The sequence below is a fragment of the Nocardiopsis halotolerans DSM 44410 genome, assembly GCF_000341065.1.
Taxonomy (GTDB): domain Bacteria; phylum Actinomycetota; class Actinomycetes; order Streptosporangiales; family Streptosporangiaceae; genus Nocardiopsis; species Nocardiopsis halotolerans.
The window spans coordinates 1-14,402 of the sequence record NZ_ANAX01000048.1; the positions used below are offsets into that span (position 1 = coordinate 1).

General features: G+C 72.1%; 15 protein-coding genes and 2 pseudogenes. 5 read left to right on the forward strand and 12 right to left on the reverse strand.

The genetic code is table 11. The features are described from left to right. The coding region (locus D455_RS29085; protein ID WP_017569408.1) for an ABC-2 family transporter permease at nucleotides 1-761 on the reverse strand (761 nt) is incomplete at its 3' end. Nucleotides 762-1,138: 377 nt separating this feature from the next. Between D455_RS29085 and D455_RS0103630 the strand changes: the two genes are divergently transcribed. Next, a complete protein-coding gene (locus tag D455_RS0103630; protein ID WP_017569409.1) occupies nucleotides 1,139-2,158 on the forward strand; it encodes a methyltransferase in 1,020 nt (339 codons plus the stop codon). 26 nt (nucleotides 2,159-2,184) lie between these two features. Here the strand turns inward: D455_RS0103630 and D455_RS0103635 are convergent, their stop codons facing one another. The 6 genes from D455_RS0103635 to D455_RS0103660 form a co-directional block, all read right to left on the reverse strand. After that, nucleotides 2,185-2,613 (reverse strand): nuclear transport factor 2 family protein, encoded by a 429-nt coding sequence (locus D455_RS0103635; RefSeq protein WP_017569410.1) that lies wholly within the window; start codon nucleotides 2,611-2,613, stop codon nucleotides 2,185-2,187. A 14-nt stretch (nucleotides 2,614-2,627) separates the two neighbouring features. Continuing rightward, on the reverse strand, nucleotides 2,628-3,674 hold the full coding sequence (locus D455_RS0103640) for a type III polyketide synthase (RefSeq protein WP_017569411.1): 1,047 nt from the start codon (nucleotides 3,672-3,674) through the stop codon (nucleotides 2,628-2,630). 77 nt (nucleotides 3,675-3,751) lie between these two features. After that, complete coding sequence (locus tag D455_RS0103645) at nucleotides 3,752-4,372, reverse strand: response regulator transcription factor (protein WP_017569412.1); 621 nt, start codon at nucleotides 4,370-4,372, stop codon at nucleotides 3,752-3,754. Continuing rightward, nucleotides 4,369-5,610, reverse strand: coding sequence for a sensor histidine kinase (locus D455_RS0103650; RefSeq protein WP_026122281.1), 1,242 nt, complete (start codon nucleotides 5,608-5,610; stop codon nucleotides 4,369-4,371). Before D455_RS0103650 ends, D455_RS0103645 begins: the two co-directional genes overlap by 4 nt. Nucleotides 5,611-5,617: 7 nt before the next feature. Beyond that, nucleotides 5,618-6,367 carry an ABC transporter permease gene (locus tag D455_RS0103655; protein ID WP_026122282.1) on the reverse strand — a complete coding sequence of 250 codons (750 nt, stop codon included), beginning with the start codon at nucleotides 6,365-6,367 and terminating at the stop codon, nucleotides 5,618-5,620. A gap of 26 nt (nucleotides 6,368-6,393) precedes the next feature. Then, nucleotides 6,394-7,302, reverse strand: coding sequence for an ABC transporter ATP-binding protein (locus D455_RS0103660; RefSeq protein ID WP_017569415.1), 909 nt, complete (start codon nucleotides 7,300-7,302; stop codon nucleotides 6,394-6,396). A gap of 686 nt (nucleotides 7,303-7,988) precedes the next feature. Here D455_RS0103660 and D455_RS0103665 point away from each other — a divergent pair. Together D455_RS0103665 and D455_RS0103670 are read left to right on the forward strand one after the other, a co-directional pair. Further along, nucleotides 7,989-8,528 carry a globin domain-containing protein gene (locus D455_RS0103665; RefSeq protein ID WP_017569416.1) on the forward strand — a complete coding sequence of 180 codons (540 nt, stop codon included), beginning with the start codon at nucleotides 7,989-7,991 and terminating at the stop codon, nucleotides 8,526-8,528. Nucleotides 8,529-8,636: 108 nt separating this feature from the next. Beyond that, entirely contained in the window at nucleotides 8,637-9,302 is a 666-nt protein-coding gene (locus tag D455_RS0103670) for a pyridoxamine 5'-phosphate oxidase family protein (protein ID WP_017569417.1), read from the forward strand. Between the two features lie 156 nt (nucleotides 9,303-9,458). Here the strand turns inward: D455_RS0103670 and D455_RS35065 are convergent. Together D455_RS35065 and D455_RS35800 are read right to left on the reverse strand one after the other, a co-directional pair. Further along, nucleotides 9,459-9,995 (reverse strand): annotated as a pseudogene (locus D455_RS35065) (DUF418 domain-containing protein); the annotation flags it as partial. 31 nt (nucleotides 9,996-10,026) lie between these two features. Then, nucleotides 10,027-10,296 carry a TetR family transcriptional regulator C-terminal domain-containing protein gene (locus D455_RS35800; RefSeq protein WP_275040872.1) on the reverse strand — a complete coding sequence of 90 codons (270 nt, stop codon included), beginning with the start codon at nucleotides 10,294-10,296 and terminating at the stop codon, nucleotides 10,027-10,029. A 14-nt stretch (nucleotides 10,297-10,310) separates the two neighbouring features. Between D455_RS35800 and thiD the strand changes: the two genes are divergently transcribed. Together thiD and D455_RS0103690 are read left to right on the forward strand one after the other, a co-directional pair. Further along, a complete protein-coding gene (gene thiD, locus D455_RS0103685) occupies nucleotides 10,311-11,111 on the forward strand; it encodes a bifunctional hydroxymethylpyrimidine kinase/phosphomethylpyrimidine kinase (RefSeq protein WP_017569420.1) in 801 nt (266 codons plus the stop codon). 358 nt (nucleotides 11,112-11,469) lie between these two features. Continuing rightward, the gene (locus D455_RS0103690; protein ID WP_017569421.1) at nucleotides 11,470-11,661 is read left to right on the forward strand and encodes a CsbD family protein; all 192 of its coding nucleotides are present in this window, start codon (nucleotides 11,470-11,472) and stop codon (nucleotides 11,659-11,661) included. Nucleotides 11,662-11,731: 70 nt separating this feature from the next. On the opposite strand, the gene D455_RS0103695 is transcribed toward D455_RS0103690, so the two are convergent. From D455_RS0103695 to D455_RS29090, 3 genes and pseudogenes are all read right to left on the reverse strand, one after another. Then, on the reverse strand, nucleotides 11,732-12,778 hold the full coding sequence (locus D455_RS0103695; RefSeq protein WP_017569422.1) for a ferric reductase-like transmembrane domain-containing protein: 1,047 nt from the start codon (nucleotides 12,776-12,778) through the stop codon (nucleotides 11,732-11,734). A gap of 123 nt (nucleotides 12,779-12,901) precedes the next feature. Continuing rightward, nucleotides 12,902-13,414 (reverse strand): MarR family winged helix-turn-helix transcriptional regulator, encoded by a 513-nt coding sequence (locus tag D455_RS0103700; RefSeq protein ID WP_017569423.1) that lies wholly within the window; start codon nucleotides 13,412-13,414, stop codon nucleotides 12,902-12,904. A gap of 445 nt (nucleotides 13,415-13,859) precedes the next feature. Beyond that, a pseudogene (locus D455_RS29090) lies at nucleotides 13,860-14,365 on the reverse strand (GNAT family N-acetyltransferase). Nucleotides 14,366-14,402: the final 37 nt, after the last annotated feature.

The window sequence follows — 14,402 nt, forward strand, 5'->3', positions numbered from 1 at the left end:
AGCACGGCGCCGAGCCCCAGGGACAGGGCGACGACGACCGGGACGTTCCCGGCGTCGGCGAGCGGATGCCCCTCGGGCAGCGGGACCCCGCTGGCGTGGACGTCGACGAGGGGAACGACCACGGTCATGGGCCAGCCCAGCGGGACGGCCCACCACACGTCCTTGTCGGCGAGCAGGGCACCGAACATCGACCCCAGGACACCGAGGCAGACGGTGGGCGCGAACCCCCACTCCTCGGCGACCAGCAGGCACAGCGCCAACGCGCCCAGGGACGCCGCCCAGGGCAGCAGGACCGACAGCGCGGTCGCACCGACGACGTGCGGCCCCTCCAGTACCACTCCCATCGGCACGAACAACACCGTCAGCAGGACGGCCTGGCAGAGCCCGAGGACGGCCAGGGCCGCGAACCGGCCGAGGAGGAAGCGGTGCCGGGGTACGGCGTAGCCGTAGAGCACCGCCCGGGCCCCCTCGTCCTGGCGCGCGGCCGTCGACGCGTAGAGGGCGCTGACCATCGGCAGCGAGACGCCCCAGAACATCGCGACGACGCCGGACCAGACGCCCCACACCTGCCCGGCCTGGCCCTCGGGCGAGGCGAACGAGATCAGGCCCAGGGGGAGCACCAGAGCGCACGGGAGCCCGAGGGTGAACCAGAGCGGGAAACCGCGCCGCGTCCGGGCCAGTTCGACGGCGGCGACCGTCAGGAGGGAGGGGGCGTCACGGCGATGTGCCCCTGCTCCCGCGTCGGGTGCGGCGGCTGTCATGAGGTCTCCTCGGACTCGGAACTCGCGGTCGAGGAGTACGTAGCACCCGGCCTCCGCACGGGTTCACCCTTCCGGGAGTGACCCGCGTCACCCGCCCGCGGCACCCGTCCACCACTCGACGCCCCGGACGCGGCCATCACCCCTTCCTCGGGGTCGTGCGCGGACCGGAGCGGGACGAGGAGTCCCTCCCCGGAATCGGCACCGACGCCGCCGAACCCGAACCCGAAGCCACGCCCGGGCTGACGCGCCCTCCTCCGACCGCGGCACCCGCTCAGCGGGCCGAACGGAGACGGCGGGCACCGGGACCGTGTCCGCCCGGACACGCCGCGTACCGAACCTGCCGGAAGGTTGGTCCTCCAGTTCCTAGGGTGGGGCCCGTGAACAGTGAGCCACGTGACACGGATCAGGCCTACGCCCTGCTCGGACTGGCCGACCAGCTCATCCACGCGAGGGCGCTCCAGATCGCCGCGGAGCTGGGGGTGGCCGACCTCCTCACCGAGGGGCCCCGCCCGTGCGGTGACCTCGCCGAGGAGACGGGGGTCGACCCCGACGCGCTCCACCGGCTGTTGCGCCTTCTGGCATCGCGCGGAGTCTTCCAGGAGAGCGGACCCGGCGTCTTCGGCCTCACCCGCATGGGCGGCCCGCTGCGCTCCGACCACCCGGCCACCGTGCGGTCCGTGCTGGTCATGGACTCGACCGTGGCTCCACTGATCTTCGGAGGAGTCGAGCACAGCCTGCGGACCGGGGAGCCCACCTTCCCCACCGTGACCGGCGAGGACTTCTACGACTACCTCGAACACCACCCCGAGGAGGGGCAGGTGTTCGACCGGGCGATGGACGACCTGACCCGCATCACGGCGCCCGTCGTGCTCGATGCCTACGACCTCTCGGACACGCGCCTGGTCGTCGACGTCGGGGGCGGAAGCGGCACCTTCATGAGCGCCCTCCTGCGACGGCACCCGGACGTCACCGGGGTGGTGCTGGACACCCCCCGTGTGGTCGAGGTCGCCGCCGAGAGGCTCCGGGCCGAGGGGCTGGCCGACCGCTGCTCCACCGTGAGCGGGGACTTCTTCGAGGGGGTGCCCGGGGACGGCGACCTCTACGTGCTGAAGTGGATCCTGCACAACTGGTCCGACGAACGCGCCGTCGAGATCCTGCGCAGTTGCCGACGGGCCATGAAGCCGCGTTCGCGCCTGCTGGCCGTCGAGTCGATGCTGCCCGAGGACGACAGCGAACACCCCGGAAAGTCCATGGACCTGGCCATGCTCGTGGTCTCCGGCGGGCGGGAACGCTCCGAGCGGGAGCTCGCCGACCTGCTGTCACGGGCCGGTCTGCGCCTGGAACGCGTCATCCCGACGGCTTCCCCCTACAGCCTCGTCGAGGCCGTCACCGCCTGAGCCGGGGCCCTCGCCCGCCGCCCGGGTCAGGGCCCCTCACCGATCCAGACCGGTGTGATGTCGACCGTGTGGATCAGCCACGTCCCGCCCACCCGCCGGTACGCGTGCTCGTAGCGACCGCCGACCGACCACCAGTCGGTGGGGTCGTCGGCGCTCCTGAGGTGAACGGCGCGCATGCTGGACCTGGAGGTGGCGGTGTCACCGTCGACCTCCACCTCATGGTTGGTGCTCATGTGGTGGGTGCGGTGGTAGCGGCCCAGGTCGGCCGCCACGAACTCCGCGAGCCCCGCGCGCCCCCGGTGCTCCGAACCCGGAAGGCGCAGCGTCCCGTCCTCGGTGAACAGGGCGGCGTAACCGGTGAAGTCGCGCCGGTCGAGGCAGTGGACGAACCGGGCCAACAGGTCGTGGATGTCCGCGCGGTCGAGCAGACGGCGCAGACGCGGCTCGTCGGGCATGGGTCCCCTTCCGGTCACGTTCCCCGCAGGAGGGCGGTGTAGAGGGTCAGGCCGGGACCGAACGTCATGGCGACGCCGTGCCGCCCCGGCGGCAGCGGGTCGGCCCTCTGGCGTTCGGCCATGACCAGGGGGAGACCGGCCGAGGAGCAGTTCCCGTACTCCTCCAGGACACGGCGCGAGGCCGCGGTCGCCTCCGGCGGAAGCGCGAGGCACTCCTCGGCGGCGTCGATGATCCGCCGTCCCCCCGGGTGGACCGCCCACCAGCCGACGTCCCGCGACGCCAGTCCGTGCGGCCGGAGCAGGTCGTCGACCAGGTCGGGGAGCCGCGCGGCGATCAGGTCGGGGATCTTGGCGGAGAGGCCCATGCGGAAACCCTCGTCGCCCACCTCCCACGTCATGTGCTCCTCGTACTCGTGGGCGGTGTGGGAGGCCCGGTCCAGTACGACCGGGCCCGGGCGCCCACCGCCGTGTTCCACGACCATGGCAACCGCGGCGTCACCGAACAGGGAGTTGATGACGAACTGCTCCGTGTCCCAGGGCGGGGGTTGCACGTGCAGGGAGGACAGTTCGAGGTTGAGCAGCACGGCCGGTCTCCGGTGGCACGCGACGAAGTCGACGCACGCCGCCAGGCCCGGGAGCGCCGCGAAGCACCCCATGTGGCCGACGGCCAACCGCTGCGTGGACTGGCTCATCCCCAGGTCGCGCACCAGGCGGGAGTCGACACCCGGCGTCCCGTAACCGGTCGAGGAGACCAGGCACAGCATGCCGACCCCGTCCGGGGCGACCCCCGCCTCGGAGAGTGCGTCCGCGACCGCCCTTCGGGCCAGGGGCAGCCCCTCCTCCTGGAAACGGCGCATGCGGACGGCGGTGGACCAGCGGGACACGTCCTCGACGCGCGGGTCGACGGCCATGCGGCGCCTGGCGATGCCCGAACCCGCCACGATCCTGTGCAGGACCTCCCGGCCGGGGTGCCCGGAGGGCAGCAGCCCGGCGAGCTCCCGCTGCTCCAGGGAGGTGGGCGGAAGGGCCGCGCTGAGAGCGCTGATCCGTGCCATGTCCATGTCGTGCGCCTCCCGGACGGTTCGGTGAACACCTACCCGGCTTCGTCGCACATGGCACAGGGTTCGCTCCCTCCTCCTCAGTCAAGGAGACCGCGGCGGTAGGCCTCGGCGACCGCGGCGGCACGGTCACGCACGCCGAGTTTGTCGTACACGCGCTGGAGGTGGGTCTTGATGCTCGCCTCGCTGATGAACAGCCGCGCCGCGGCGGTCCGGTTGGACGCGCCGTCGGCGACGAGCCGCAGGACCTCCAGCTCCCGGTCGCTCGGGTTCTGGCCGACGGGTCTGCGGACCTGCCCGATCAGGTGCCTGACCGCCGTCGGCGCCAGGACGGACTCCCCCCGGTACACCGCGCGCACCCCGCGCAGCAGTTCGTCCGGCGAGGCGTCCTTGAGCAGGTAACCGGTGGCCCCCGCCTCGATCGCCGGGAGCACGTCGCCCTCGCTGTCGAAGGTGGTGAGGACGAGGACGCGCACGTCCGGCCACGAGCGGGCCAGTGCGGCGATCGCCTCGACGCCGGAGAGGACCGGCATGCGCAGGTCCATCAGCACCACGTCGACGGCCAACCGCCCGACCCGTTCGACCGCCTCGCGGCCGTTGGACGCCTCACCGACCACCTCGATGTCGTCCTGCGCGGTGAAGGCGCCGCGCAGGCCGTCGCGCACGACGGGATGGTCGTCGGCGATCAGGACCCGGATCACGCCGCCTCCACCGGGATCGCGGGCACCGTGGCGCTGATGGCGGTACCCTCGCCCTCGTCGCTCTCGATCTCCACCGTTCCTCCGATCCCGCGAATGCGCTGGCGCATGCTCCTGAGCCCGAACCCGTGCTGGTTGTGTCCCGTGATGCCCCTGCCGTCGTCGCGCACGTCGAGCAGGACGACGTCGTCCAGGTAGGACAGGGTCACGCCCACGCGCGAGGCGTCGGCGTGCCTGGCGACGTTGGTGAGCGCCTCCTGGGCCACACGGAAGAGGGCCACCTCGATCGCCGGGCTCAGGGCGACGCGTTCACCGGTGACGTCGAGTTCGGGGCGGACGCCGTGCTCCTCCGCCCAGCGGCGGGTGAGTTCGTTGAGGGCCTCGGGCAGCTGGCTCTCCGCCAGCTGCCGGGGGCGCAGGGCCTGCACGGAGCGCCGCGCCTCGGTCAGGCTCTCCCGCGCCAGGTCGAGCGAGCGGTCCACGTGCGGGCGCGCCGCCCCGGGGGTCTCCCACACCCGCTGCGCCGCCTGGATCTGCGTCACGATCCCGGTGAGCCCCTGGGCCAGGGTGTCGTGGATCTCCCGCGCCATCCGCTGGCGCTCGTCCAGCACCCCGGCCTCCCGGGCCTGGGTGAGCAGTTGCGCGTGCAGCCCGGCGTTCTCCTCCAGGGCCGCCTCCAACCTGGCCACCACCACCCGGCGCTCCCGGTGCTGTTCGGCGGTCTTGGACGCGATCACGAGCCCTCCGCCGACGGCCACGGTCTGGATGGTGACCGTGCCGACGTAGATGAACAGGTGTTCCAGGAGCGGCATCTCCGTGTTCGTCCCGGGAAACCCCATGGTGGTCGTGTACAGCGCGATCGAGGTGCCCGCGATCCCGAAGAAGGTCAGCCGCCGGGGCAGCACCATGGCCCGGAAGAACAGCGAGATCGTGAACATCAGGAACAGGCCGTCGTGCGCCATCAACGCCGAGGCCAGCGCGAGAAGCCCCGCGAAGTGGACCCCGGAGAACAGCGGGCGGCCGTCCTTCCACGGCGATACGTACCCGAGGAGCACCCAGGCGGCGGTGAACCCGGTCAGGCCGACGGTGACCGCGTGCTCGGTCCAGTCCGACACGGGCTGGGACAGGAGGACCAGCGCCGCCGAGGGCAGCAGCAGGGCCCAGGGGACGACGGCGATGAACCCGTCCCACCACCGGTCCCAGTCCCGGGTGGTGTCCACCCCGGTGCTCCGTCGGCTCATCCGCCGCTCACTCCCATCGGAACGTCCTGGCCGCCAGCGAGGCGGCCACCACGGCGACACCCGCCATTATCGCCAGTTGGACGAGCTGTGGGAGCCCCGCGTCCCCGACGCTCCCGGACCAGCTCTCCAGCAGGAGCTGCGCACCGGGGGGCGAGAACTCCCCCATGCGCACCAGGAAGTCGGGCAGGACGTGCCGGGGCAGGAAGACCCCGCCCAAGAACAGCACCAGCATGTACAGGGTCATCGACAGGCCGTTGGCCGCGCCCGTGCTGGGCGCCAGGGCGGCGACCAGGACCCCCAGCGCGATGAGCGAGACGGTGCCGACGGCGAACGCGGCGGTGAACAGCAGCGGTTGGCTCGGCGGTTCGACGTCCAGGACCAGCCAGGAGGACAGCACCAGGAGCGCGGCGGAGACGGCCGCCGCCGCGAACACCACGGCGATCTGCGCGGTCAGGAGCATTCCGGGGTGTACCGGGGTGGTCGACATCCGGCGCAGCACGCCCCTCTCCCGGTAGGCGGCCAGGACGGACGGCAGGTGCTGGACGCACAGGATTCCCATGCCCAGGATCAGGGCCATGGGAGCCCAGGTGTCGACGAAGCGCAGGCCGCCGAACTCCGGGGAGGGCTCCCGCAGCGTCGGCAGGGCGCCGAGCCCCAGCAGGAGCACGGTGGGCAGCAGGATCCCGACGCTGATCGCCACGGGCTCGCGCGTCAGCAGCCGGGCCTCGGTCACGGCGATGCGAAGCAGGGCGGACACGGGGGCTCTCCTCTCGGTACCGGTGGTCATGATTCGAGCGCCCTTCCGGTCAGGGCGACGAACGCGTCGTCCAGGCTGGAGCGCTCGACGCGCAGGTCCTCGGCGATGACGTGCTCGCGGGCCAGGACGGCGGTCACGGCGTGGAGCAGGTTGCCCTGACCGGTCACCCGGACCTGGCTCCCCCCGCGTCGCACGGAGGCCACCTCGGGCCGCGCGGCGAGGACCTGCTCGTCGAACTCCGGGGGCGCGCGGAAGGTCACCTGCTGCCCCGGGCTGGCCCGCGTGACGAGCCCGGACGGGGTGTCCAGGGCGGCGACGCGGCCCGCGTCGATCAGCGCGAGCCGGTCGCAGAGCCGCTCGGCCTCGTCCATGAAGTGCGTGACGAGCACGACCGTGACGCCGGAGTCGCGCACGTCCTCGATGAGGTCCCAGGTGTCCCGCCGAGCCTGCGGGTCCAGGCCCGTGGTCAGCTCGTCGAGGATGGTCACCTCGGGGCGGCCCACGAGGGCCAGGGCGATGGACACCCTCTGCTTCTGCCCTCCGGACAGCCTGCGGTACTGGGTGTCGCGCTTGTCGGCGATCCCCAGCCTCTCCATGAGCTGACCGGTGTCGGCCGAGGAGCGGTAGAACGAGGCGTAGAGGTCGAGGGCCTCCCCGACCCTCAGCCGGTCGGGCAGCCGCGCCTCCTGGAGCTGCACGCCGAGGCGTTCACGGACCTCGTCCCGGTCCCGCCTCGGGTCCCGGCCGAACACGGAGATCGAGCCGGAGTCGGTGGGGCGCATCCCCGCGACGCACTCGACCGTGGTGGTCTTCCCGGCTCCGTTGGAGCCGAGGATCCCGAAGATCTCCCCCTCCTCGACGGAGAAGGACACGTCGTCGACGACGACCTTCTCCCCGTAGCGCTTGTGCAGGTTCCTGACGTCGATGATCGGCATGTCCCGAGCATCGCCCGGGGGGAGCCGTCCGCGGATCGCCCGAACGGCCACGGGATCGGTGGATCACGCTGTCAACCGACCGGTGGACACGCCCCGCCGAACGGCGTGACCCTCGCGCGCCGGCACACGGGCCACCACGGTGCGCGAAGAACAGAGGGCACAACAGAAGCCCCTGGTAGCACCGTGACCCCACTGGCTACCGGAGGGTAACATTCGCATCTGTCCACACTTCTGTTACATTGCGACAGAACCCGCAAGGAAGAGGGCAGGCGACCAGTGAAACGATCTCGCCTCCCCCTCTCATAGGGCATTCGTACTCATCCGGCCCCCGGATGGGTACTGAATCCGGAAAAGATGAGGCAGCGATGAGGGTTCCCGCCAACCTCGCTACTGCCGAAGGAGCGGCGCGGCCGCTCCCTTCGCCCCAGCCCGCGCACACGGTCCCGCCAGAGAGGCCCGGGGCAGGGAACACGCGACCGGCCGTCGCCCGACAGCGCCGCCCGTCCTCAGAGAGGCCGCCGTGCCCACGGTGAGTTGACACCCGTCCCACGCCTCGGTTCGACACACGTCACCCGCTCCCGGGTGCGCACCCGTCACCACCTCCAGCGTGATCACCCTCCGTGACAGTAGGGGTACGTACACCCTCCCGGTGGCGTTCCTCCCCGTAACCCGATTGGAGGCTCTCCTTGTCTCCCCGTTCCATCCAAGAGGTTCCGCTCCCCGCCCCGGCCGTCATCGACGCGGTCCGGCAGTCGTGCGCGGGATTACCGCCCGGCTCCACCCACCTGGCCGACCGCTTCTACCAGAACCTGTTCGCCATGGCGCCCGCGGTGCGGGACATGTTCCCCCAGAACATGCGGACCCAGAAGGAACGCATGGCCTTCGCCCTGCTGGAGGTCGTCCGTTACCTCGACGAACCGGAGGAGGTCGCCGGGTACCTGCGGCAGTTGGGCGCCCAGCACAAGCGCTCGCTCGGCGTCAGACCCGAGCACTACCCCTACGTGGGACGCGCCCTGGTGCGCGCGGTCAGTGAGGTCTCGCCGACCTGGTCCTCCTCCATGAGCTCGGCGTGGATCGACGTCTACGAGTGGATCACCGCCAACATGCTCGCCGGCGCGGAGGATCCCGAGTCCGCCGCCCCGGCGCGCGGCAGTCGCCACGCGGCCCAGGACCCGGATCCCGAGGCCGCCGAGCGGACCGAGACGGCCAGCACCCCGACACGCTGACCTCCGGTCCCGCAGCCCTCCACCCCGCCCTTCCCCTGACTCCACGGCTGTGGCCCACCCCGCCACCCGGAGTCACACCAGCCCCATCAGCCCCACCGAGAGGCAGTGATGCGCGAGAACTCCCCACGGCATGCGCCCCCACGGCACGCGCCCGGGAGCGCGGGCGAACACCGCGTACAGGAGATCACCGGTACGCGTGAGCGCGCCGACCGTTTCTACCGCGACCAGATGCTCGACCACCTGAACCCGCGGATGCGTGAGTTCGTCGCCCGCCAGGAGATGATGTTCATCGCCACCGCGGACCGCCAGGGCGAGTGCGACTCCAGCTTCCGCGCCGGCCCCCCGGGCTTCGTCCACGTGATCGACGAGCACACCCTGACCTACCCCGAGTTCCGGGGGAACGGCGTGTTCGCCAGCGTGGGCAACATCCTGGAGAACCCGCACGTGGGCCTGATGTTCCTGGACTTCACGCGCGAACGCATCGGGCTGCACGTCAACGGCCGCGCCTCCCTGCTGGAGGACGTGGAGCTGCGGCGCCACATCCGCGGCCTGCCCGAGCCCGAGGTCCCCGGACAGCGCGCGCTGATGTGGACCGTGGTGCATGTGGAGGAGGCCTACATCCACTGCCGCAAGCACATACCGCACCTGCGCGAGGTCGGCCGGGAGGAGTCCTGGGGCACCGACGACACCCTGCGCAAGGGCGGCGACTTCTTCGAGGCCAAGGGCACCCCCACGCGGTGGAGCGCGCCCCACACCCCCGCCTACCCGTCCTGAACCGCGTCCGGTCGGCGGACGGGAAGGCGCTCCCGGCCCCGGTCGGTCACCCACCGCCCTCGCCCCGTCCACGAGGGGTTCGTCGGTGCGTGGCGGACGCGGGAACAGGGCTGAACGGAGCGGAACACGGCGGGGGTCCGTCCGACCCGGTGGGCGGACCCCCGCGCCGTCAGGCGGAGGCGCGTGCGCGGCGGCCACCCACATGACCGCGTTCCGCGTCCTCTCGGAGCGGGTGAGGATCCAGGCCACCACGATCGAGGCCGCCGCGTACCCCATGAGCACGTCCGCGGCGAAGACCAGCGTGAAGTGCACGAGCCCCTCGGCGAACAGGAACAGCGCGCGCCACCTGTAGGGACCGGGCCAGCGCTGGCCGCGTCGGGCCGCGGAGCGGAACTGGACGGCCAGGCCCACGCCGGACGGCAGGGTGAGCAGGGACAGGAACTTGCCGTTGGCGGCGAGGGAGAACAGCCCCTGTGCCAGGGTCGCCGCCGAGGGGGACTCCAGGAACGCCGCCATGGGGGAGAGGGCGTCCGTCGCGTACAGGACGTGGCCCTCGGCGCCCGGTGCGGCGAACAGCCACACGTTGGTGCCCAGGGTGCCCATGATGGCGACGCCGCGCAGGACGTCGAGCGGGGGGAGCCTGGCTCCGGGTCCGGCCGAGGGGTCGGCGGTCCGTGGGTCCGTGCTGGTCATGCGGCTCTCCCTGGGTCGTGGAACACGGAGGTCACGAACTCCCGGGAGTCAGGAAGAGCCGGTCGACATGGGTGGCGAGTGCCGCGCGGACCGCGTCCCCGGAGAAGGCCCCGCCGGTGACGAGGTGGTGCATGGTCAGGCCGTCCACGAGGGCGACGAGGCTGGTGGCGCCGCCTGACCGTATCCGGCCAGGCGGTGACGCCCGGCGCGACCAGGGAGAACGGTCGACCTGTCCGTTGTGGTGGAATTGTTCGGGGATCCGCGGACCGGACGCGGGCCCCGCAACAGCACATCGACACAAGGGGGTGTTGTCCGATGACCAACCGCGCGTACGTGATCGCGGGGTCGGAGGCCACCGGCGGCGCTGGCATCCAGGCCGATCTCAAGGCCTTCCAGGAACTCGGCGTCTACGGCATGGGGACGATCACCTGCATCGTGTCCTTCGACCCGAAGCACGACTGGGGCCACCGCTTCGTTCCGGTCGCGCCCGAGGTCATCGCCGACCAGATCGAGGCGGCGACCTCCTGCCACGACCTGGACGTGGTCAAGCTCGGCATGCTCGGCACCCCGGACACCATCGACGTGGTCGCCGAGGGGCTCCGGCGCCAGCCGTGGCGGCACGTGGTCCTGGACCCCGTGCTGATCTGCAAGGGGCAGGAGCCGGGTGCCGCGCTGGACACCGACAAGGCTCTCACCGCGCGGATCCTGCCGCTCGCCACCGTGATCACGCCCAACCTCTTCGAGGCGCGCACCCTCGCGGGGATGGAGGCCATCGAGACGGTGGACGACCTGGTCGAGGCCGCCCGCCGCATCCACGAGCTGGGCCCGCGGCACGTCATCGTCAAGGGCGGCGCGGAGCTGCCCGGCCCGGACGCGGTGGACGTGTACTTCGACGGGGAGGAGACGACCGTCCTCAGCGCTCCCAAGATCGGTGACGCGCGGGTGAGCGGCGCGGGCTGCACCTTCGCCGCCGCGATCACCGCCGAGTTGGCCAAGGGCGGTGGCGTGGGCCGGGCCGCGGAGGTGGCCAAGGCGATGGTGCGCGAGGGCATCAGCGGCCGGGTGACCACGCACGCCCCGTTCGCCTCGGTGGCCACGGTCGCCCCGCGGGCCTAGGGTCTGTTCTTTTGGACCGGTCTCAGCTCGTGGGGGTCGGTTCGGGCGCCCACGGGGTTCTGGAGGGGCCGGATACGGGTTCGTGAGGAACGAGCGAACCCGTCGTAGGCGCCGAAGGTTCCCGTTCTCCGGGCGCCCGAACACGGACCGAAGCGGAGCGGAGGTCCGAAAAGACACCGCCTAGCGGGTTCTCCGCGCCGCCCGCCACCGCCCTCCGGGGACCGGGGCCCGCTCCGAGGAACAGGCCCCGGAGGTCCGCCATCTGCGTCTTCTGTCTGTTTTTTGCCTCGGATGGGGTTCCGGAACCCGCTGAGCGGTCAGGTCCGGTAGTAGGACCGAACCCCGAAGGGAGGCGGACATGTCCAAGGACGACCAGGCCGGGAACAAGGCCGAGGAGCTCCGGGGCAGGGCCAAGGAGGGTCTCGGCAAGGCCACGGACAACGAGCAGTGGCAGGCCGAGGGCGCGGCCAAGAAGAAGACCTCACAGCTCAAACAGGCCGGGGAGAAGGCCAAGGAGGCCCTGACCAGGAACGACAAGCCCGGGAAGTAGCGAGGAACCACCCCCCGGTGGCGACGGGGAGGCACCGGCCACGGTGCCTCCCCGTCCGGGTGCGGGCGCCTCACTCCCGTTCGCGGGCGGAGGCGGGGCCGCGGGACGCGAGGACGACCGCGCCGATCGCCGTGAGCACGACGGCCACCCCTCCCCAGAGCATGTCGGTGCTGACCATCGGTTCCGCCGTCTCCGCTCCGGGGGTCCGGCCGCCGTCACGCCCGGTGGCGGTCACGGTGAGCACGACCACGATGGCGGCCACGGCGGCCAGGCGCGCCCCGAGCCTGGCCAGCGCCCGCGCACGCGACGCTCCCACCAGGTCGCGGAGGGCGAACCGCTCGTCGGCGCGCAGCGGCGCCAACAGGCGGGACAGCAGCAGGAGCGCCACGGGCAGCTGGAGTGCCCACACCGCTGTGCGGAACCAGCCGTCGAACCACACGTTCGTGCCGTAGAGCAGGGTGTGCCACACGCTGAGCACGTACACGATGAGAACGAACCTGTGCAGGGCCCGCCACACGCGCGTTCCGGTCCAGGAGCGGACGTAGTAGGCGAGGCTGAGCGGGATCGCCAGGTAGAGGGCGATCAGTCCGATGAGGACGGCCACCTGGCCGGTCCCCGTGGAGTAGCCTCCGGGCACGAAGACCTCGACGAACGCCGCGAGGAGGCGCTCACCCAGGGCCGGCCCCTCCCCGTCGCCCCGGACGCGTTCGAGGAAGAACGCGAACGCGTGGGCGAACATCAGCCCGATCGTGGTCAGGCTGGTGACGCGGTGCCAGCGTTCGACGCGGGCATGGGAGACCCGCGCCCCGGGAACGGGCGCGGTGGAGCGCAGCAGGCCCAGCATGACGGTGATCCACGCCCACAACAGGCCGGACCAGCCGAAGGCCTGGCAGAGCCAGTACAACCAGTACTCACCCGCGTCGGCGAGGGCGGGCATGACCATGAGTGTCTGTGAGGTGCCCGCCTCGACGCGGGCGTAGAGCAGGACGAAGATCGCCAGAGTGACGGCCAGAGCGGCGGCGGTGTCGGGAAGGAGGCGCCGCAGATCGGCGCGTAACGCCTTCCGGTCGATCCGCGAGGGGCGCCGAACGGGGGCAGATCCGGTCGCATCGGCCATGGAAGGAACTCCCTTTCGTGGTCGGGAACTCCATCGCAGCAGCAAACCGGTTTGCTGAACAGCCCTCCTCCCCCGGGTTTCCGGCGACGGGGAGGCACCGGCCACGGCGTCCGCGTCCGGGTGTCAACCCCGGGGACCCTCCGGAAGGGTGTCGTCCAGGGAGAGCAGCAGCTTGCGCATCAGCCCGGCCAGCTGCTCGCGCTCCCCGGCGTCCAGGCCGCCGAGCAGACGCGCCTCGTTGGCGACGTGTACCTCCACGGCCCGGTCCACCAGGGCCAGCCCCTCCGGGGTGAGCCCCACCAGGGTGCGGCGCCGGTTGTCCGGGTCGACCTCGCGGGTGACCAGGCCACGGCCGACCAGCCGGTCCACCCGGTGGGTCATGGCGGCGGAGCCGACCATGGTCATGGAGACCAGTTCCTTGGCGGACAGTGGCCGGGGGTGGCCCGCGCGGCGCAGGGTGGCCAGCACGTCGAACTCCCAGAGTTCCAGCCCCTCCTCCGCCAGGCGCTCCGCCGCGCTCCGGGACAGCAGCCGGGTGCCCCGGGTGAGCCGTCCGAAGATCCCCATCGGGGAGGCGTCCAGGTCGGGGCGCGCACGCGCCCACTGGCTGAGGATAACGTCGACGGCGTCGTTCATCCGGTGATCATAACGGCGCAGCACCGGCCAGCGCTCCCGGCCGCCCGGCGACGGGGCTGGTGGGCGTCCCGTGGAGCGGGTCCCGACGGTTCCCCTCGCCGGGGTGGTTCCGCATCCACGTCGTGGACACGGCACGGGGAACGTCCGCCGCACGGTGGTGGCGCCCCCTCGGCGGGGGCCTCCGGCTCGGTCCGGACGCACGGCGCGGAACCGGAGGAGGCCGGAGCGGCCGCCCGGGGAGTGTTCCACGAAACCGCGGCCGTGGCGAGGCGGGCCGATGTCTACCCGCCGCGACTCGGGTAGACGGGTGGGTGTGCACCTGCGCGCCCCACAGGCCACGGGGGGCGGCCGTCACGGCCGTGCGGCCCCGGCACAACCCGTGCGGAGCGGGTTCGACACGGGAGCCGTTCCGGGGACGCCACCGGCGCCCCCGGAACGACGGGGATCAGATGCCGAACGGCGCGGCGTAGCGGACGGTTCCGCCGGGCAGCGGGTGACCGCTGTCGAGGGCGAGGGCCATCAGGGCCTCGTCCGGGACGTCGATGGTCAGGCCGATGCCGTGGACGGAGGCACGGGTGAAGCCGAACCTGGGGTAGTAGGTCGGATGCCCCAGGACGACGACGAAGTACTCGCCCTTCTCCCGGGCCGCGGCGAGGGCGGCGCGGATGGCGGCCGAACCGGCCCCCCTCCGCTGGTACCCGGGCAGCACCGCGCACGGCCCCAGGCACAGCGCCGGGGTCCGGTCGATGTGGCAGCGGGTCAGCAACGCGTGGCCGACGGGNCGCTCGCGTCGGCGGCGACCAGGGACAGCCCGTCGATCCAGGAGGGGTCGGCGCGCAGGGCGTCGACGAGGTCGGCCTCCTCGGAGGTCTCGAACGCGGCGAGGTTGACGTCGCGGATGGCGGTGGTGTCGGCGCTGGTCTCAGCGCGCGTGATCCAGGGTTCGCGCATGGTGGCGGAAGTCCGTTCCGGAGTGGTGTTCGTGGAG

Coding starts and splice junctions, on each gene's coding strand:
- thiD (WP_017569420.1), top strand. CDS start 10,311: ATGACCAACCGCGCGTACGTGATCGCGGGGTCGGAGGCCACCGGCGGC.
- D455_RS0103635 (WP_017569410.1), bottom strand. CDS start 2,613: ATGCCCGACGAGCCGCGTCTGCGCCGTCTGCTCGACCGCGCGGACATC.
- D455_RS0103695 (WP_017569422.1), bottom strand. CDS start 12,778: ATGGCCGATGCGACCGGATCTGCCCCCGTTCGGCGCCCCTCGCGGATC.
- D455_RS0103670 (WP_017569417.1), top strand. CDS start 8,637: ATGCGCGAGAACTCCCCACGGCATGCGCCCCCACGGCACGCGCCCGGG.
- D455_RS0103690 (WP_017569421.1), top strand. CDS start 11,470: ATGTCCAAGGACGACCAGGCCGGGAACAAGGCCGAGGAGCTCCGGGGC.
- D455_RS0103660 (WP_017569415.1), bottom strand. CDS start 7,302: ATGCCGATCATCGACGTCAGGAACCTGCACAAGCGCTACGGGGAGAAG.
- D455_RS0103700 (WP_017569423.1), bottom strand. CDS start 13,414: ATGAACGACGCCGTCGACGTTATCCTCAGCCAGTGGGCGCGTGCGCGC.
- D455_RS0103640 (WP_017569411.1), bottom strand. CDS start 3,674: ATGGACATGGCACGGATCAGCGCTCTCAGCGCGGCCCTTCCGCCCACC.
- D455_RS0103650 (WP_026122281.1), bottom strand. CDS start 5,610: ATGAGCCGACGGAGCACCGGGGTGGACACCACCCGGGACTGGGACCGG.